General features: G+C 70.7%; 18 protein-coding genes. 8 read left to right on the forward strand and 10 right to left on the reverse strand.

Going from position 1 to position 18,046, the window contains the following annotated elements; translation table 11 throughout:
* The first annotated feature begins 45 nt into the window (after positions 1 to 45).
* The 3 genes from AB0I38_RS24255 to AB0I38_RS24265 are packed head-to-tail and all read left to right on the forward strand — an operon-like array spanning position 46 to position 2,513.
* Entirely contained in the window at positions 46 to 1,488 is a 1,443-nt protein-coding gene (locus AB0I38_RS24255; RefSeq protein ID WP_436838775.1) for an aldehyde dehydrogenase family protein, read from the forward strand.
* The gene (locus AB0I38_RS24260) at positions 1,481 to 1,675 is read left to right on the forward strand and encodes a hypothetical protein (RefSeq protein WP_358471716.1); all 195 of its coding nucleotides are present in this window, start codon (positions 1,481 to 1,483) and stop codon (positions 1,673 to 1,675) included. The genes AB0I38_RS24255 and AB0I38_RS24260 overlap by 8 nt, the downstream gene beginning before the upstream one ends.
* Entirely contained in the window at positions 1,668 to 2,513 is an 846-nt protein-coding gene (locus AB0I38_RS24265; RefSeq protein ID WP_358471718.1) for an aldehyde dehydrogenase family protein, read from the forward strand. Before AB0I38_RS24260 ends, AB0I38_RS24265 begins: the two co-directional genes overlap by 8 nt.
* 89 nt (positions 2,514 to 2,602) lie before the next feature.
* Here the strand turns inward: AB0I38_RS24265 and AB0I38_RS24270 are convergent, their stop codons facing one another.
* From AB0I38_RS24270 to AB0I38_RS24300, 7 genes are all read right to left on the reverse strand, one after another.
* Positions 2,603 to 4,360 (reverse strand): RNA-binding domain-containing protein, encoded by a 1,758-nt coding sequence (locus tag AB0I38_RS24270; protein WP_358471720.1) that lies wholly within the window; start codon positions 4,358 to 4,360, stop codon positions 2,603 to 2,605.
* 176 nt (positions 4,361 to 4,536) lie between these two features.
* Positions 4,537 to 5,979, reverse strand: coding sequence for an amidase (locus AB0I38_RS24275; protein WP_358471722.1), 1,443 nt, complete (start codon positions 5,977 to 5,979; stop codon positions 4,537 to 4,539).
* A gap of 20 nt (positions 5,980 to 5,999) precedes the next feature.
* Positions 6,000 to 6,212: a hypothetical protein gene (locus tag AB0I38_RS24280; protein ID WP_358471724.1), complete on the reverse strand. Its 213-nt coding sequence runs from the start codon at positions 6,210 to 6,212 to the stop codon at positions 6,000 to 6,002.
* A complete protein-coding gene (locus tag AB0I38_RS24285; protein ID WP_358471726.1) occupies positions 6,205 to 7,053 on the reverse strand; it encodes an SPFH domain-containing protein in 849 nt (282 codons plus the stop codon). The genes AB0I38_RS24280 and AB0I38_RS24285 overlap by 8 nt, the downstream gene beginning before the upstream one ends.
* 92 nt (positions 7,054 to 7,145) lie before the next feature.
* Positions 7,146 to 7,946, reverse strand: a complete 801-nt coding sequence (locus AB0I38_RS24290) for a hypothetical protein (RefSeq protein WP_358471728.1) — start codon at positions 7,944 to 7,946, stop codon at positions 7,146 to 7,148.
* Between the two features lie 39 nt (positions 7,947 to 7,985).
* Positions 7,986 to 10,526: an ATP-dependent helicase HrpB gene (hrpB, locus tag AB0I38_RS24295; RefSeq protein ID WP_358471730.1), complete on the reverse strand. Its 2,541-nt coding sequence runs from the start codon at positions 10,524 to 10,526 to the stop codon at positions 7,986 to 7,988.
* Between the two features lie 46 nt (positions 10,527 to 10,572).
* Entirely contained in the window at positions 10,573 to 10,890 is a 318-nt protein-coding gene (locus AB0I38_RS24300) for an ArsR/SmtB family transcription factor (RefSeq protein ID WP_358471732.1), read from the reverse strand.
* A gap of 88 nt (positions 10,891 to 10,978) precedes the next feature.
* On the opposite strand from AB0I38_RS24300, the gene AB0I38_RS24305 reads away from it, so the two are divergent.
* Positions 10,979 to 12,136, forward strand: coding sequence for an MFS transporter (locus AB0I38_RS24305; RefSeq protein WP_358471733.1), 1,158 nt, complete (start codon positions 10,979 to 10,981; stop codon positions 12,134 to 12,136).
* 6 nt (positions 12,137 to 12,142) lie between these two features.
* Here the strand turns inward: AB0I38_RS24305 and AB0I38_RS24310 are convergent, their stop codons facing one another.
* Positions 12,143 to 12,973 (reverse strand): undecaprenyl-diphosphate phosphatase, encoded by an 831-nt coding sequence (locus AB0I38_RS24310; protein WP_358471735.1) that lies wholly within the window; start codon positions 12,971 to 12,973, stop codon positions 12,143 to 12,145.
* 92 nt (positions 12,974 to 13,065) lie between these two features.
* Positions 13,066 to 13,908 (reverse strand): NAD(P)H-binding protein, encoded by an 843-nt coding sequence (locus AB0I38_RS24315; RefSeq protein ID WP_358471737.1) that lies wholly within the window; start codon positions 13,906 to 13,908, stop codon positions 13,066 to 13,068.
* A 74-nt stretch (positions 13,909 to 13,982) separates the two neighbouring features.
* On the opposite strand from AB0I38_RS24315, the gene AB0I38_RS24320 reads away from it, so the two are divergent.
* From AB0I38_RS24320 to lipB, 4 genes are all read left to right on the forward strand, one after another.
* Entirely contained in the window at positions 13,983 to 14,903 is a 921-nt protein-coding gene (locus tag AB0I38_RS24320) for an AraC family transcriptional regulator (protein ID WP_358471739.1), read from the forward strand.
* Entirely contained in the window at positions 14,900 to 15,406 is a 507-nt protein-coding gene (locus tag AB0I38_RS24325) for an HAD domain-containing protein (protein WP_358471741.1), read from the forward strand. Before AB0I38_RS24320 ends, AB0I38_RS24325 begins: the two co-directional genes overlap by 4 nt.
* Before the next feature lie 61 nt (positions 15,407 to 15,467).
* Positions 15,468 to 15,650, forward strand: a complete 183-nt coding sequence (locus AB0I38_RS24330) for a PspC domain-containing protein (protein ID WP_189124486.1) — start codon at positions 15,468 to 15,470, stop codon at positions 15,648 to 15,650.
* A gap of 19 nt (positions 15,651 to 15,669) precedes the next feature.
* Positions 15,670 to 16,305 (forward strand): lipoyl(octanoyl) transferase LipB, encoded by a 636-nt coding sequence (gene lipB / locus AB0I38_RS24335; RefSeq protein WP_358471743.1) that lies wholly within the window; start codon positions 15,670 to 15,672, stop codon positions 16,303 to 16,305.
* A 180-nt stretch (positions 16,306 to 16,485) separates the two neighbouring features.
* Here the strand turns inward: lipB and AB0I38_RS24340 are convergent, their stop codons facing one another.
* Positions 16,486 to 18,015 carry an amino acid permease gene (locus AB0I38_RS24340; protein WP_358471745.1) on the reverse strand — a complete coding sequence of 510 codons (1,530 nt, stop codon included), beginning with the start codon at positions 18,013 to 18,015 and terminating at the stop codon, positions 16,486 to 16,488.
* Between the last annotated feature and the right edge of the window lie 31 nt (positions 18,016 to 18,046).

Here is an 18,046-nt window from a genome sequence, read left to right on the forward strand (position 1 = left end):
GGCAGGCGTGACGCCTAGCTACTTCACCCTGGACTGATGATGGCGATGTTCAAACACGCGCCGGCGTTCGAATACGCACCGGCGCCTGAGTCGCGCGACATCGTCGATCTCAGTCCGTCGTACGGGCTGTTCATCGACGGTGAGTTCGTGGACGGCTCCGCGACCTCCTTCAAGACCGTGAACCCCGCGACCGAGGAGAAGCTGGCCGACATCGCGAGCGCGTCCTCCGACGACGTCGACCGGGCGGTCCAGGCGGCCAGGAAGGCCTTCGGCGGCTGGAGCGCGCTGCCCGGCTCCGAGCGAGCCAAGTACCTGTTCCGCATCGCCCGCCTCATCCAGGAGCGGGCCCGTGAGCTGGCCGTGCTCGAGACCCTCGACAACGGCAAGCCCATCCGCGAGTCGCGCGACGTCGACCTGCCGCTGGTCGCGGCCCACTTCTTCTACTACGCGGGCTGGGCCGACAAGCTGGGATACGCGGGGTTCGGGGCCGATCCCCGGCCGCTCGGCGTGGCCGGGCAGGTCATCCCGTGGAACTTCCCGCTGCTCATGCTGGCCTGGAAGATCGCGCCCGCGCTGGCCTGCGGCAACACGGTCGTGCTCAAGCCGGCCGAGACGACGCCGCTGACCGCGCTGCTGTTCGCGGAGATCTGCGTGCAGGCCGGCCTGCCGCCCGGCGTCGTCAACATCGTCACCGGCGCCGGCGAGACGGGGGCCGCCCTGGTCGCCCATCCCGACGTCAACAAGGTGGCCTTCACCGGCTCCACCGAGGTGGGCCGCGTCATCGCCCGCACCGTCGCCGGCACCGACAAGAAGCTCACCCTGGAGCTGGGCGGCAAGGCCGCGAACATCGTGTTCGAGGACGCCGCCATCGACCAGGCCGTCGAGGGCATCGTCAACGGCATCTTCTTCAACCAGGGGCACGTGTGCTGTGCGGGCTCCCGGCTGCTGGTGCAGGAGTCGATCCAGGACGAGCTGCTGACCGCGCTGAAGCGCCGTCTCGGCACGCTGCGGCTCGGCGACCCGCTCGACAAGAACACCGACATCGGCGCGATCAACTCGGCCGAGCAACTGGCCAAGATCCGCTCGCTCAGCGAGATCGGCGAGCAGGAGGGCGCTGAGCGCTGGTCGCCCGCCTGCGAGCTGCCCGACAGGGGCTACTGGTTCCCGCCGACCCTGTTCACCGGCGTGGCGCAGTCGCACCGGATCGCGCGCGAGGAGATCTTCGGTCCCGTGCTGTCGGTGCTGACCTTCCGCACCCCCGCCGAGGCCGTGGAGAAGGCCAACAACACGCCGTACGGCCTGTCCGCCGGGATCTGGACCGAGAAGGGCTCCCGGATCCTGTGGATGGCCGACCGGCTGCGCGCCGGAGTCGTCTGGGCCAACACCTTCAACCGGTTCGACCCCGCGTCGCCGTTCGGTGGCTACAAGGAGTCGGGGTACGGCCGTGAGGGCGGGCTGCTCGGGTTGGAGGCCTACCTTGATGTGTGACCATCGACGCGGCCGTCGCCGGATCCGCCGCTACCAGGCCACCCGGGGCCACGCCTTCGCCCGCGCCGGACGTCCGGTCCGCACCGGCTGGTACGCCCACCGCTGTGGCGTGAGCCGGTGCGGCCAGGTGTTCGTGCCGGTGCAGATGTCGCAGGAGATCATGTGGAGGGGGCGCGGCGATGAGTAGGCTGGCCGTTCGCAAGACCTACAAGCTGTTCATCGGCGGGGCCTTCCCTCGCTCGGAGAGTGGGAGGTCCTACGCCGTGACCTCGCCCAAGGGAGACTTCCTCGCCAACGCCTCGCGGGCCTCGCGCAAGGACGCCCGCGACGCCGTGGTGGCGGCCCGCAAGGCGTTCCCCGGCTGGTCGGGAGCCACGGCCTACAACCGCGGGCAGATCCTCTACCGCGTCGCCGAGATGCTGGAGGGCCGCCGCGCGCAGTTCGCCGAGGAGCTGGGCACGGGCCGCAAGGCGGCGCTGGAGGCGGTCGACGCCACCGTCGACCGGCTGGTCTGGTACGCGGGCTGGTCCGACAAGATCGCCTCGGTCCGCGGCACCGCCAACCCGGTCGCGGGCCCCTACTTCAACCTCTCCTCGCCCGAGCCGACCGGCGTCGTGGCCGTCGTCGCCCCCGCCGATCCGCTGCTGGGGCTGATCTCGGTCGTCGCGCCAGTGATCGTGACGGGCAACACGTGCGTGGTCATCGCCTCCGAGCCGTCGCCCCTGGCGGCGATCACCCTGGCGGAGGTGCTGGCCACCTCCGACCTGCCCGGCGGCGTCGTCAACGTGCTCACCGGCCGGCAGGAGGAGCTGGCGCCCTGGCTCGCGGCCCACATGGACGTCAACGGGCTCGACCTGACCGGCGTCGAGGACACCGACCTGGCGCTGCGGTGCGAGCAGTCGGCGGCCGAGAACCTCAAGCGGGTCCTGCGGCCCTCCTCGCCCGACTGGGCGGCCGATCCGGGCCTCACCCGGATGACCCGCTTCCTGGAGACCAAGACCGTCTGGCATCCGCGAGGGGCCTGACGTCTCATCTCCCGCCGGCGGCCGGTGTGCACCACACCCACCACTCATGGGTGGGTGTGGTGTCCCCCCCAGGACGATTCGCGGATGTACTAGAAGAGCGGGTCGTCGTGGCGAGTCTGCGTGCGAGGGCTCCTTTTCTGCGCTCTGCCCTTCTTCTTAGGAAAGGCGGGGCCGGGCCCGTATCGGACGGCTGTGCCTCTCTTCTGCTCGGATATCCGCGTTATTATCTCTCTCCCGACCAGGTCGCGTAGAATGTCGCGAGATTGGTAGACATCGACATCGAACAGCCGCTGAATGGTTCGGTTGTTCACCTCGCCGTAGTCTTCGAGGTGCTCGATCACCTTGCGGTCGATTTCATCCACGGCGCGGCTGTGGTAGGTGACCGCCGCGCCCAGTCGCGCGATCACTTCTCCGCGTAGGCGATAAGATGGAAAGCTGCGACGCATTGTCCCTCGGGTCGGTTCCAGAATATCCACCGGGTTGGTGGACAATCGAAAGAGACTGGCCTGCGCCTCTTCGCTGGAGCGTTGGATTACCGGCGCCATCTCCGCTGCGTTGACTGTCCGTTTGCGACACAGGGTGCGGATGATCAGCAGCGTATCCGTATCCTCCCGTTCGTCCGGAGGGAGGGTTGTCAGGAATCGCGCGATTTTCGTGTTGGGTGGTTGGCCTCGGAACAGCACCGTGACCTGATCGCGGTCCTCGGTGATCGTAGGAGCCTCACGTCCTGACCTGATCATTTCGCGGAACATGCGGTCTACGCCTTGACCGACTTCCTCGGCGAGTCCGAGCAGGCGAAAGGCGGCGGCCAGGGTGGGGTATCGCGCGCGCGAACCCTTGGTCAGGATATTGTGGACGGTTATTCCGCTGACCAGCGGGCCAGGAGAAGAGATTCTGAGATACTCTGCGGAATGCTCAACGTAGACCGGGGCTTTCATTCTCCAGTCGCCATGGATGAATGCGTTGGCAGCAGCCTCGCGAAAAGCCGCCGACGGATAATCTTCGATCTGGATTTGCTGTCCGTCCGCAAGAGTGAGTGGAGTTATTCCTTGCCGGGTCCGCACGGCCTGAAGTAGTTCTTCGAAAGCGAGCACCAAGGGAGACTGCATTCTGAGAATAGCGTCTGCCTCTCCGGCCTGTGTGCGACGATGTTGGTACACCGCGAGGTCGGCGGGCGTGGAGGCCGAGTCGGAGCAGAGGAGCATTTCTCCGGCGCGATTCAGGTGACCATCGTCGCCGACTACCTTCATTGCGCGAAGGAGATCGATGTTGGAGAGTTTTCCGTATGATTGACGGGCCGCGTCCGAGGAATTCTGGAGAAGCCGCCGACAGTGCCTGAGCGCCAGTGGGTCGATCTCCTCGGGTGATCGACCGCTGCTCGTTGCCGACCAGTCCAGCCCTCGCCGCTCTTCAGTCAGACGGCTGATGTCAAGAGGCCTCATGGGAAGGCACTCGTCGTTGATGCGCTGGTAGGCATACCCCTTCGTGGTGGAGTGGACCTCCAGTCCTTCCGGCACCGTTATGACGACGAGGCTCGTGCCGGCGAACTCGAGGCGGGTGACGTCTACGAGCAGACCTGGGCTGGTGAGCTGGTGAATCCTGCTCCTGAGTAGGTGAGGGTCAAGCTGGCATCCGACGAATGCGTCACCGCCGGCACCGGAATCTGAGACTCCGACCACGATGTAGCCGCCGCTCGCGTTCGCGAAGCAAACGGCGGCTTCGGCGAGGTCGTTGAATGCCTCCTTGAGATTGGCCTTGGCCTCCTTGAAGTCCAGGCGCTCGCTCTCGCACTTACTGGCCTTCGTGCCCCCCAAGACGGCTTCCAGCGCGCGGATCACTGGTTCCATGCTTTGAGCCTCCTTTGAGGATGGTGACACAGGAAGGCTACTCTCAAAGTCGACTCAAAGGCGGAACATGTCAGCGGCTGGCGTGGGGCCGTGCGTCGGGCGTGTCGGATTGGATCGAGGCGGCCGATGAGATGGCCCTGCCACCGGCGGCCGTCGTCGTTGCCGGGCCGGCGGGCTCAGTAGGCGAAGCCGGGCGGACGGACGAGTGGGTGGGCCGCCTCCAGTTGGGCGGCCAGGCCCAGCAGGTGCGGCTCGCCGCCGGGCGGGGCGACGAGTTGCACCCCGATCGGCAGCCCGCTGGAGTGGGTGGCGATCGGCACGGCCAGCGCGGGCCAGCCGCACATGTTCCACGGCCCGGTGACGGGGGCGTACCTGACGTTGGCCAGCACGTTGCGCGCCAGGCCACGGCGGCCCCAGCCGTCGGCCCTCGGCGGGACGGCGGCCAGGGCGGGCGTGATGAGCACGTCGGCGTCGCCGAACCACTGATCGGCGCCGTAGCTCTGCCAGCGTTCGCGGCTCCGCTCCCCGTCGAGGCTCAGCTTGGCCAGCACCCGGCCGCCACGGGAGAGGGCGCGCGTGCGGCGTTCGAGGCGGCCGCGGTCGAGCCCGTCGGCCGCCTCGGCGGCCCGCGCGAGCCAGGTGGCGACCGTGGCGGGGCCCAGCCAGAACGGCAGCCGGCGGTCATGCTCGACGATCGTGTGCCCGGCGACACGGAGCGTCTCGGCGGCGCCTCGTACGGCGGCCTGGAACTCCCCGTCCATCGGCAGCCCGGCGGGCAGCGGCTGCGGGGCGTAGGCCACCCGCAGATCGAACGGCTCGGGGCCGGACGGAGGCGGCTGGGGCTCCCACATCTCGTCGTCGTCGGCCCAGACCGAACGCAGCATCCGCGGCGCCGGCTCGATCCGCGCGCCGCCGCGCCACGCCTCGGACAGCGTCGGGTCGGCCGCCAGCACCGAGAGGGTCAGCGCCAGGTCGGCGACGCGGGCGGCCAGCGGGCCGTTCTCGGTGAGGCCGTGCCAGTCGTTCGACGGGGGCGGAACCAGGCCGGTGCCCGGCTTGACGGCGAACACGCCGCAACAGGCCGCCGGGATGCGCAGTGAGCCCATGCCGTCGTTGCCGAGGGCGATCGGCACCATCCCGGCCGCCACGGCCGCCGCACTGCCCGAAGACGAGCCGCCCGCCGTACGGGACGGGTTCCAGGGATTGCGCACGGTGCCGTAGGCGCTGTCGCCGAAGGCGACGAGCCCCAGCTCGGGCAGGTTGGTCAGGCCGACCACCACCGCGCCGGCCGCGCGCAGCCGGGCGACCGTCTCGTGGTCGCGCCGCGCGGGCGCCTCGGCCGTGGCGGTGGAGCCGCCGCGCGTGGCCTCGCCCGCGACCTCCAGGTTGTCCTTGACCGCCACGGGCACCCCGGCGAGGGGCAGGTCGGCCAGGTCACGTCGTTTGCTCAGGGCCTGCGCCTCGGCCACGGCTCGTTCCCTGACCAGGCGGAACGCCCCCACTCGCGGATCGCGCTCGGCGATCGCGTGAAGGTGCTCCTCGACGACGGTGACGGCCGTGACCTCTCCCTGGCGCACGGCCGTCGCGATCTCGACAGCGGACCTGCCTGCCCACAGCATGCCTAGAAGTGTGCAGGTTTTCACCGTTGGTTGCGAGGATCCCGTCCGGCCTGCTTCAGCGCGAGGCGCAGCGCGTACTCGATCTGCGCGTTGACGCTGCGCAGGTCGTCGGCCGCCCACTTGGCGATCGCGTCGTAGACGGCCGGGTCCAGCCGGAGCAGGAGCTTCTTGCGAGCCTTCGGCCCCGCCGGGGGCGACTCGGAGTCCGCGGGCTCGCCTTCGCGCTCAGGCATAGAGGCTGCCGGCGTTCACCACCGGCTGGGTCGCCCGGTCGCCGCACAGCACGACCAGGAGGTTGGACACCATCTGCGCCTTGCGCTCCTCGTCCAGCTCGACGACGCCTTCGGCGGCCAGCCGGTCGAGCGCGAGCTGCACCATGCCCACCGCGCCCTCGACGATCCGCGTGCGCGCGGCCACGATCTGGCCGGCCTGCTGGCGGACCAGCATGGCCTGGGCGATCTCCGGCGCGTAGGCCAGGTGCGTGATGCGGGCCTCGATCACCTCGATGCCCGCCAGCTCGGTGCGGTCGCGCAGCTCGGTGGTCAGCTCGGTCGCCACCTCGGCGCCGTCACGCAGGCTGGTGCGCTCGGACTCGTGGGAGTCGTAGGGGTGCGTGGTGGCCAGGTGGCGGACCGCCGCCTCCGACTGGATCGCGATGTACTGCTCGTAGTCGTCGACCGCGAACGCGGCCTTGGCCGTGTCGGTCACCTTGTAGACGACCACCGCGGCGATCTCGACCGGACTGCCGTCGGCGTCGTTGACCTTGAGCTTGGCCGTCTCGAAGTTGCGCACCCGCAGGGTGACCTTGTGCCTGGTGGTGAACGGCAGCAGCCACTGGAAGCCGGCGTCGGAGATCGACCCTACGTAACGGCCGAGGAACTGCACCACCTTCGCCTCGTTCGGGTTGACGACCGTGAACCCGCTGGCGACCAGCGCGACGAGCACGCCCCACGCGCCGAGCACGGCCCACTCGGTGCCGAGGACCTCAAGCCGGATCGCCGCCGCCGCGCCGCCCAGCACCAGCAGAACGAGCAGGACCAGGAACCCGTTCAGTCGGAAAGCACGTCGTTCCATCGCAACTCCTTGCTATCGGGGTGATATCACCATGATAGCCACAGAGGTCCGTCCAGTGCGCACGGAATTCCCCGCGATCCGCCGGCGAGCGGTCAGGCCTTCAGCCACACCCTGAGGGGGCCGATCGGGGCGAAGCCCTGCCTGACGGCGGCCGTCACGTCACCCTCGTAGCCGACCAGCGCGCGACCGGGGAACAACTCGGCGGCCAGGGCGACCGTGCCGGCCCACGCGGTGTCCTCCGCGCAGCCGTGGGCGAACACGTTGGAGACGCCGGCTACCCGGCCGCTCAGGTTGAGCACCGAGCCGCACACCAACTCGCCGCCGAGCCGGCCGGCCAGCACCGCGAGGCCGGGCCTGATCAGCAGGCCGGGCCGGAACAGGCCGCGGTCCTCGCCGGGGCCCTCGTCATGGCTCTCACCGGGGTCCTCGCCGGGGCCTTCGTCGCGGGGTTCGCCGGGGTCTTCGCCGGAGAAGCAGGCGCGCTCCCAGGCGGCGAGCGTGGCCGGGTCGCGGACCACCTCCCACACGACGACCTCCACGAGCCCGCGTCCGGTCTCCTGGCCGGGCCTGCGCTCCGTGCGGCCGTCCGTGGCCTTCCGGTGGGGAGCGGGGCGGTGGATCCATTGGGCCTCGAACAGCACCTCGAACCCCGCCGGGCGCAGGTCGAGCGTGGCGAAGCTGTCCTTCACCGACGCGCCGGGGCCCTGGTCGACGGCGTCGAGCACGTCGCCCGCCGTCGCGTCAGGGGACAGGGTGACGGCGTCCGGGTAGTAAAGGGGCGTCCTGACCGGGCTGGTCCAGGCACGCGAGCCGAAGGTGCCCGCGATCCCGTGTGTCCGGCACACCGCCTCGCACCACTCGGCGTTGTTGCGGGCGGCCTCGACGACGCTCATACGGTCCGTTCCGTTCGGTGGCGAGGTGGTGCGCGAACCTCAGCGGAGGGCCCGCTTCACGCGCCGGGTGGGTACGGCGGTGAGGGGGTCCTCCGGCCAGGGATGCTTGGGGTAGCGGCCACGCAGTTCCGCGCGGACCGAACGGTAGCCGTCGCGCCAGAACGACGCGAGGTCGGCCGTGACCGCCACCGGGCGCCCCGCTGGGGAGAGCAGATGGATCAGCAGCGGCACCCCGGCGATCCGCGGCGCCTCGTCCCAGCCGAACAGCTCCTGCAGCTTCACCGCCAGCACCGGCTGCTCGCCCGAGTAGTCGACGCGGATCCGGGAGCCGGTCGGGACCTCGACGCGCTCCGGCGCGACCTCCTCCAGGCGTTCGCTCCAGGGGACCAGCCGCCGCAGCGCCGACGCCACGTCGATGCGCTCCAGGTCGGCCCGGCGGCGGGCCCGGGACAGCTCGGGTTCGAGCCAGCGGTCGGCCAGGCCGGCGAGTGAGTCCATCGGGGGCCACGGGTCGCCGAGCGCGCGATGGCAGAACGCCAGCCGGTCCCTCACGGCCAGCGCCTCCTTCGTCCAGGTCAGCACGTCCTCGGTGCGCAGGCCGGTCAGGACGGCCTCGCGCACGTCGGCGTCCTTCAGCGGGGCGGACGACAGCTCGATCGCGCCGAGCCGCTCCACCACGCGGGCCGAGACGTCGCCGCGCCGCTCGCCCGGCGGGACCCGCCAGGCCACCTCCTCCTCGACGGTGACCGGTAGGACCTGCCGCGCGGTCTCCTCGTCGATCTCCACGGCCTGCCGGACGCGGGCCGACGCCGAGCCCGTGGGCCGGTCGGCGACCGCGACGGCCAGCCAGCGCGCCGACCCCAGCCTCGACCCCTGGGCGAGCTGCGCCTCGGTGCCCGACGCCATCAGATATCCGCCGCCGCGCCTGCGCGCCACCCGCTCGGGGAAGGCCAGCGCCACGACCAGCCCGGCCAGCGTGTCATCCGCCGACCGCTCGCCCGCCGTTCCGGTCGTCCCGGCCGCCGGGCCCGGCGTCGCGCCTGTCGTGCCGGTGGCTTCCGCCGCCTTCGTCCGTACGTCCGCGCCTGTCGGCCGGGTGTCAGGTATGGGTGCCGTACGCCGCAGCCGGGTGACCTCCTGGCGCCAGCGGGCGGCGAAGGCGTCGTTGCCCCGGCGGGCCGCGCGCCAGATCTCGACGAGGTCGTCGCCGGCCTCGCGGGGCAGGGGTTCGGACAGCAGGGCGACCACCTCGGCGGCGCGCGGCCCGGCGTCGATGAGTGCCCTGGCCAGGCGGGGATGGACCCCGGCCCGTGCCATACGCCGGCCGCGCCCGGTCACGCGGGCGCCTCCGCTGGAGGTGTCTTCCAGGGCGCCCAGAGCGTGCAGGGTGCGGGTGGCGGCGGCGAGAGCGGCGGGTGGGGGCGGGTCGAGCAGGGCGAGACCCTCGGCGCCGGGGACGCCCCAGCAGGCCGCCTGGAGCGCGAACCCGGTCAGGTCGGCGAGCGCGATCTCCGGTCGCGCGTGGTCGGCCAGGCGCTCGTGCTCGGCTTCCGGCCAGCAGCGGTAGACGGTCCCGGGTGCCTCGCGGCCGGCCCGGCCGGCGCGCTGGGTGGCGGACGACTTGGAGACGCGGACCGTGGTGAGTGAGCCGAGCCCGCGGGCGTGGTCGGTGCGCGGTTCCCTGGCCAGTCCCGAGTCGACGACCACCCGGACGCCGGGCACGGTCAGGCTCGACTCGGCCACCGACGTGGCCAGCACCACCCGGCGCGCCGAGCCGGGGGACAGCACGGCGTCCTGGACTCGGGCCGGGGCCTGGCCATGCACCTGGAGGACCTCGACGTCGCCGAGCATCCCGGCCACCCTGGCGATCTCTCCGACGCCGGGCAGGAAGCACAGCACGTCGCCCTGCCGCTCGGCGAGCGCCCGGCGGACGACCTGGGCGACGTGGGACAGCAGCGCGGGATCGACGCGCAGCCCGTGCGGGGGCGCGACCGGCCGGGCGGGCGGCGCCCACACGACCTCGACGGGATGCGTCGCTCCCGTCGCACTGACGATCGGCGCCACGCCGGCCTCGGACGCGGGCGGCCGGCTGGCGGCGTTGGCGCCGAGGAGGCGGGCCCAGGGGAGGGCGTCGGCGGTGGCCGAGGTGGCGAGGAGGCGCAGGTCGGGCCGGAGCGTGTCACGGACGTCCAGCAGGAACGCGAGCGCGGTGTCGGCGTCGAGATGGCGTTCGTGGCATTCGTCGAGCAGCACCACGTCCACCCCGGCCAGCTCCTGATCCCGCTGCAGCCGCTGGAGCAGGACGCCGGTGGTGACGACCTCGACCAAGGGGTTGGCGCCCACCCGGCGCTCGCCCCTGATCGTGTAGCTGACGCCCATCCGCTTGGCCGCGGCCCGTACGGCCAGCCGGCGCGGCTCGGCGACCAGCACCCGCAGGCCCGCCTCGGCCAGGGCGAGCGGCACGACCGTCGTCTTGCCCGTGCCCGGCGGGGCGGTCAGCACCGCGGTGCCGTGCCGGTCGAGCTCGGCGAGCAGCCGCGGCAGGACGTCGTGGATGGGCAGCCGGTCGGGCGGACCCACGGGCGGGCGGATGGGTGGACCGACGGGCGGACGGATGGGCGGGCGGTCAGACGGGCTCATGCGCCGCGGTCAGCACCGAGTCGAGCAGGCCGGGGAAGCGCGCGTCGAGGTCGTCGCGGCGCAGGCTGATGTACTTCTTCCGGCCCTCCTGCTTGGACATGATCACTCCGGCCTCCCGGAGCATGCGGTAGTGGTGGGACGCGGTCGACTTGTGGACGCCCAGATCGTCGCCGGCGGTGGAGCACGTCATCTCGCCGTGCGCGGCCAGTCTGCCGACGACCAGCAGGCGTACGGGATCGGACAGCGCCTTGAGCACCTCGGTGAGCTGGATGTCCTCCGTGGCCGGATGCGGGAGCAGGCGCATGGTTCGACGATACCTCCGTCTAACTGTTTGACATGCATCCAACTATACGTCAGTTTGATGCATATCCAACTTTATTTCCGGAGGCTACGTGAATCCCCGGCTCTATCCGCTTGCGCTAGGAAATTTCGCCATCGGTACCGGCATGTTCGTCACTGCCGGACTCCTCACGCCGATCTCCGGCGACCTTGGCATCTCGCTGTCGGCCGCGGGCCAGTTGATGACCGTCTTCGCCCTGGCGTACGCGGTGTTGTCGCCGTTGCTGGCCGCGCTGACCGCCCGCCTGTCGCGCCGGAGGCTGTTGCTGATCGCGCTCGCGGTCTTCGTGGTGGGCAACGTCCTGTCCGCGCTCGCGCCCACGTACCCGCTGGTTCTGGCCACCAGGGTGATCGCGGCGGCGGGAGCGGCGATGTTCACGCCGACGGCGTCCGGAGTGGCGACCGCGCTGAGCCCGCCCGAGCGGCGGGGACGCGCGCTGGCCCTGGTGATGGGCGGACTGGCCGTCTCGTCCGCGATCGGGGTGCCGCTCGGCACCTGGCTGGGCGACGTGTCGGGCTGGCGGGCCACGCTCTGGCTGGTCGCCGGGCTCGGCGTGCTCGGCTTCGCGGGGGTCGCGGCCGTGGTGCCCGACGTCGCGACCGCCGCCACGGCACGGCTGCGTGAGCGGTTCATGCCGCTGGGGGATCGGAAGGTGCTGCTGGTGCTGGGCACCCAGCTGCTGGTGTTCGCGGGCGCCTTCACCGCCTACACCTACATCGGGTCGCTGCTGGACCTGCCGCTGACCGCCATCCTGTGGGCCTGGGGGCTCGGCGGCGTCGTCGGCAACCAGGTGGGCGGGAGGCTCACCGACAGGTTCGGGCCGCGGCGGATGGTGCTGATCGGGCTGGCCGCGGGCACCATGGCCACGGCACTGATCCCCGTCGCGAACCTGGCGCTGCCCGTCGGGCTGGTGTGGGCGTTCCTGTGGGGCGTGCTCGGCTGGCTGATCGCCCCGGCCCAGCAGTATCGGACCGTCGCGGCCGTGCCCGGCAACGTCCCCGTCGGGCTCGGGTTGCTCTCCTCCGCGCAGTACGTCGGGCTGTTCGTGGCGGGCGTCGCCGGAGGCTTGGCCCTCGACTGGTACGGCAGGGCGGGCGTGATCGCGCTGTCCACCGGGTTCTGCCTGGTCGCGCTGCTCTTCACGCTGGCGACCTACCGGCGGGAGGCGGCGCCCGCACGAGCGGTCCCGGCCCCGTCGCCGATCGGATAGCCCGCGTCAGCCCTGGGCCGGGATCCAGCCCAGGGTCACCGCGAGGATGACGAAGAGGCCGAGGGCGATGCGGTAGAACACGAAGCCGGTGAACCGGTGGGTGCTGATGTACTTCAGGAACCAGGCGACGGCCGCGTAGCCGACGACGAACGAGATGACCGTGGCCACGATCGTCGGCCCCCACGCCGGGGCCGGGCCCTCACCGATCTGGCTGAGCTCCAGCAGGCCCGACAGCAGCACGGCGGGAATGGCCAGCAGGAACGAGTATCTGGCCGCGTCCTGCCGGCGGTAGCCGAGCAGCAGGCCGGCCGTGATGGTGCCGCCCGAGCGGGAGACACCGGGGATGAGGGCGAGCGACTGCGCGAAGCCGTACCCGATGGCGTGCTTGAAGCCGAGGTGCTTCTCCAGCGTGAGCGTGTCGCGGGCCCTGCGGTCGGCGAACCAGAGGATCAGGGCGAACACCACGAGCGTGGTGCCGACCAGGCGCAGGTCGCGGAAGACACCCTCGATCTGGTCCTTGAACACCAGACCGAGGACGCCGATGGGCAGGCTGCCGACGATGACGTACCAGCCCATGCGGGCCGCGTGGTGGGAACGCAGCGCGGGAGTCCACAGGGAGCGGGTCCAGGTGGAGAGGATCTCCCAGATCTCGCGGCGGAAGTAGATCAGCACGGCCGTCTCGGTGCCGAGCTGGATGACCGCCGTGAAGGCGGCGCCCGGGTCCTGCCAGCCGAAGAACGCCGAGACGACCCGGATGTGGGCGCTGGAGGAGATCGGCAGGAACTCCGTGAGCCCTTGGACGAGCCCCAGGATCACCGCTTCGAACCAGCCGATCACGAGCGCACCTTCCACGAGCCCTGAAGTGACGAGGTGAGGGTAGCGGACTCAGGGGGCCGGAAAGTGAACGCGGAGGGGACAGCCGGGTATCGCTAGGCGCGGTCGCCGCCTGACACGTCGCGCGCGGCCACGGTCCAGGCCCCCGCGGCGTCGCGGGCGAAGTCGGCGAAGTCCCGTGCGGGGCGGCCGAGCGCTTCGCGCACGCCGTCGGCCAGGTAGGCGTTGCGGCCGTCGAGGATCTCGGTGAAGAGCGTGGTCAGCGGGCCGATCTCGGCCTCGGGCACGCCGTGCTCGGCCGCCGCCGCCGCGTACTCTCCGGCCGTCACCGGCAGGTAGGCGATCTGCCTGCCGGTCGCCTTCGACAGCTCGTCCGCCACGTCGGCGAACGTCATCAGCCGCGGCCCGGTCAGCTCGTAGAGCCGGCCCGCGTGCTCCGGCCCGGTGAGCGCGGCCACGGCGACGTCCGCGATGTCGTCCACGTCCACGAACGGCTCGGCGACGTCGCCGGCGGGCAGCGCGATGACGCCGTCGAGCACGGGCTCCAGCAGGTAGCCCTCGTTGAAGTTCTGCATGAACCAGCCGCACCGGACGATCGTCCACTCGGCCCCCGACTCCCGGACGGCCTGCTCGGCGGCCTCGGCCAGCGACTCACCCCGGCCGGAGAGCAGGACCAGCCGCCTGACCCCGCTCCGGACGGCGAGCGAGGCGAACGCGCGGATGTCGTCGAGCGCGCCGGGGAAGGTCAGGTCGGGATAGTAGGTCAGGTAGGCCGCGTCGACGTCGCGCAGGACCGCCGCCCAGCCGTCGCGGTCGGCCCAGTCGAAGGGCGGCTCGGCGGAGCGCGAACCCACCCGTACGGGCAGGCCGAGAGCGGTGAGCCGGTCAGTCACCCGGCGGCCGGTCTTGCCCGTGCCGCCCAGCACCAAAGTTGTCATGTCCCCAGTAAGCCGGACGGCCGCGAGACTATCCATGGTTGAGAAGCGCAATGCCATATGCAATCGTCTAACCCATGGACCGGTTGGCCGCACTCCTCGACGGGCCCCGCGCCCGTGGCGCCTTCCTGCTGCGTTCGATCCTGGATCCGCCCTGGTCGCTGCGGATCCAGGACGAGGCGCCGCTGACGCTGGTGGCGATGACCCGGGGCGTCGCCTGGGTGACGCCCGGCTCCGGTGACCCGGTGCGCGTCGGTCAGGGCGACGTCGCGATCATGCGTGGACCCGAGCCGTACGTCGTCGCCGACGACCCCGCCACGCCGCCGCAGATCGTCATCCACCCCGGCGAGCGCTGCACCACGCTCGACGGCGAGTCGCTGTACCAGGCGATGGACCTCGGCGTGCGCACCTGGGGCAACTCCTCCGACGGCGGCACGGTGATGATCACCGGCACCTACCAGCTGGAAGGGGAGATCACCCGGCGGTTGCTGGAGGCCCTGCCGGCGCTGCTGGTCGAGCCGGGCGGCCCGGTCATCTCGCTGCTCGGCGCCGAGGTGGTCAGGGATGAGCCGGGACAGGAGGCGGTCCTCGACCGGCTGCTCGACCTGCTGCTCATCACCGTGCTCCGGTCGTGGTTCGCCGCCCGCGAGGCGCCCGGCTGGTATCACGCGATGAGCGATCCGATGGTGGGCAGGGCCATGCGGATGCTGCACAACAATCCCGCCCACCCGTGGACGGTCGCCGCGCTGGCCGCCGAGGTGGGAGTCTCGCGGGCCTCGCTGGCCCGGCGTTTCACCGAGCTGGTGGGCGAGCCGCCGATGGCGTTCCTCACCGACTGGCGGCTGGCTCTGGCCGCCGACCTGCTGCGCGAACCGGGCGCCACGATAGGCTCGGTGGCCAGGAAGGTGGGTTACGGCAGTCCGTTCGCGCTCAGTGCCGCCTTCAAGAGGGTGCGCGGGATCAGCCCGCGGGAGCACCGGGCGGGAGCCGACAGGTGAAGCCGTTGCTGCTGGTGGACGTCGACGGGGTGCTCAACCCCTTCGGATCGCCCGGTCCTGGCTTCAGGCGCTACAGATGCACGGTCGACGGCGTCGGCTACACCGTCCACCTCAACTCCAGGCACGGCGTCAGGCTGCTGGAGCTGGCCCTGCTCACGGGAGCCGAGCTGGCCTGGGCCACCACCTGGGAGCACCACGCCAACGAGTGGATCGCGCCCCGCGTCGGCCTGCCGGAGCTCCCGGTCGTGCCCCTGGGGTCCGACGACGGCAGCGAGCTGGGCGAGATGTTCAAGACCCGGCACGTGGGGGCGTACGTCGGCGACAGGCCGTTCGTCTGGTTCGACGATCAGGTGCGCTGGGAGGATGAGAAGTATCTCAGGGAGTGTCAGGGTTTGAGCGATTTTCTGCTCATTCCCATCGAGCCCAACCGCGGCCTGACCAGCGAACACCTCGTGGCGGCCCGTGACTGGCTGACCCTGTCGGGGTTTTCTCAGGGTTCCTAGCGGGATAGGTGTGGTCAGCCCGCCCGTTGTTCAGGTAGCTGCGAACCACACGGAGGAAACGATGTACCGCTCTCGCGAGCACAGGATGTTGGCCGGCGTCTGCGGCGGCCTCGCCGACAAGATGGGCCTGCCGCCGACCCTCGTCCGGATCCTCTGGCTGATCCTCTCCCTGTTCCCCGGCCCGATGTGGGTCGTCTACGTCGTCATGTGGGTCCTCGTCCCCGAGGAGCCGAAGAAGTACTGACGCGTTCTATCCTCGAAGCATGAAGGCAAGGCCGCTGACGCTCATCCAGGATGAGCTGGTCGATTACGACAAGGCGATGGAGCGCATGGCCGACCTCGTCGGCGAGCGCCAGCGAGACGAACGGCCGGACACCCTCTGGCTGCTCAGCCACCCGTCGGTCTACACCATCGGGCGCCGCACACCGCAGGCGCACCTGCCCGACCCGTCGCGCGGCATCCCCGTGGTCGAGACCGGCCGCGGGGGCCAGCTCACCTACCACGGTCCCGGCCAGCTGGTCGGCTACCTGATCGTGAAGCTGGGTGATGAGGAGCGGATCGTCGACTACGTGCGTGAGGTGGAGCTCCGGCTGATCGAGGCGCTGGGCGCGCTCGGCCTCGCCGCCGAGCGCCGCGACACCCCGCCCGGCTCCGAGCTGCTGACCGGCGTCTGGACCACCGGGAGCGGGCGCAAGATCGTGTCGATCGGGATGCGCCAGAGCCGCGGCGTCACCAGCCACGGCTTCGCGCTCAACGTCGACGGCGACCTGGACCCCTGGCAGTGGGCGGTGGCGTGCGGCATGCCCGACGTCGACATGACCTCGCTCAAGCGGGAGGTCGGCGAAGCCGCGCTGGACTCCGTCCGCGTCGCCGTGGCCGCCTCCTTCGAGGCGTCCTGACCTAGTCGCGCGGAAACACCCGCACTTCGGCATCGTGCGCGCTGCCGGTCAGCTTGCCGTCGCAGGTGTAGAGGGGACACTCGAGTGCTTCGGCGAGGGCGATAGAGCGTTGCCATGCCCCCGCGCTAGCAGTTTGCCAGCAGAGGGGTACGGGAGGCGTACCCCTCTGCTTGGCGGTCGTCAGGGGACGGGCGCGTCGTCGATCGTGCGGCGGGGACCGGTGAACCAGTGGCGGGCCGACAGCGCCCACCACAGGGCGATGCCGATCAGCACCACCCCCACCGCGATCGGCGCGTAGTTGACCGAGGTCCAGGTGAAGTCCTCGTTGCCGGGGACACCGGCGGGCGAGAACGGCATGACGAAGTAGACCGAGACGATCACGATCTCCACGCACGCGATCCAGCACAGCACGCGATATTTCTTGCCCAGCGTCCACGGGCCGGGGACGAAGTCGTCGCCCATCTTCAGCCTGAGCCAGATCGGGATGAGGAAGGCCAGGTAGAGGCCGATGACCGCCATCGACACCACGGCGTAGAAGGCGACCGGGGTGGTCGTCCCGGCCGGGGCGTAGAGCGCGGGCAGGGTGATCAGCGCCGCCACCGCGCAGCCCGCGAGGATGGCGTTGACCGGGGTCCGGTTACGGTCGATCTTCGACCAGATCCGCCAGCCGGGCACGGCCCCGTCACGGGAGAACGCGTACGTCATCCGCGACATCGAGGTCACGCAGCTCATGCCGCAGAAGAACTGGCCGATCGTGGAGATCGCGAAGACCGCGGTCGCCAGCGGAGAGGAGAGCGCCGTCTCGAAGATCGCGCCGACGAAGCCCCCCTGTTCGTTGATCGCGTCGACGTTCGTCGCGGCGAACAGGAACGCGAGCAGCAGGATCCAGCCGCCGATGGCCGAGTAGAAGATCGACTGCCAGAGCCCGCGGGCCGCCGAGGTGGCGGCTCCCTGGGTCTCCTCCGACACGTGCGCGCACGCGTCGAAGCCGGTGATCGTGTACTGCGTCAGCAGGAAGCCGAGGGGCAGCACGTACAGCCAGAACGGCAGGCCGCCGTCACCGTCGCCGAACCCGGAGTTGTTGATCGTCTCGGTGAAGACGAACCCGAGCGACTGGTGGTCGCTGGGCGCGAAGATCAGGATGCCCACGATGGCCGTGGCACCGGCCACGTGCCACCAGACCGAGATGTTCTGCAGTAACGAGATGAGCCGGTGGCTGAAGATGTTGATCAGCGCGTGGAGCCCCAGCACGATCACGAACAGCAGGAACGCCTGGGGCAGCGTGCCCTCCCAGGCGCCGCCGGTCAGCCGGGAGAGCGTGATGTTGAGGAACGTCGCGCAGCCGTAGTCGACGGACGCGGTGACCGCGATGAGGCCGATCAGGTTGAGCCAGCCGGTGAACCAGCCGTGGATCGGCTTGCCCAGCTTGGCGGCCCACCAGTAGATGCCGCCGGCGGTCGGGTAGGCGGAGACCAGCTCCGACATGCAGAAACCGATGATCAGGATGAAGACGGAGATCAGCGGCCAGCCCCATGAGATGGCGATGGGGCCGCCGTTGTTCCAGGCCTGACCGAAGGTGGTGAAGCACCCGGCGAGGATCGAGATGATGGAGAAGGAGATCGCGAAGTTGGAGAATCCGCTCCAGGTGCGGGCCAGCTCTTGCTTGTAGCCGAGCTCGGCGAGTCGCCTGGAATCCTCTTCGGTGGTCATGAGGCTCCCTGGGGGGCGTGGAGAACTCACT

Source organism: Nonomuraea cavernae, from assembly GCF_040655715.1.
GTDB classification, from domain to species: Bacteria; Actinomycetota; Actinomycetes; order Streptosporangiales; family Streptosporangiaceae; genus Nonomuraea; species Nonomuraea cavernae_A.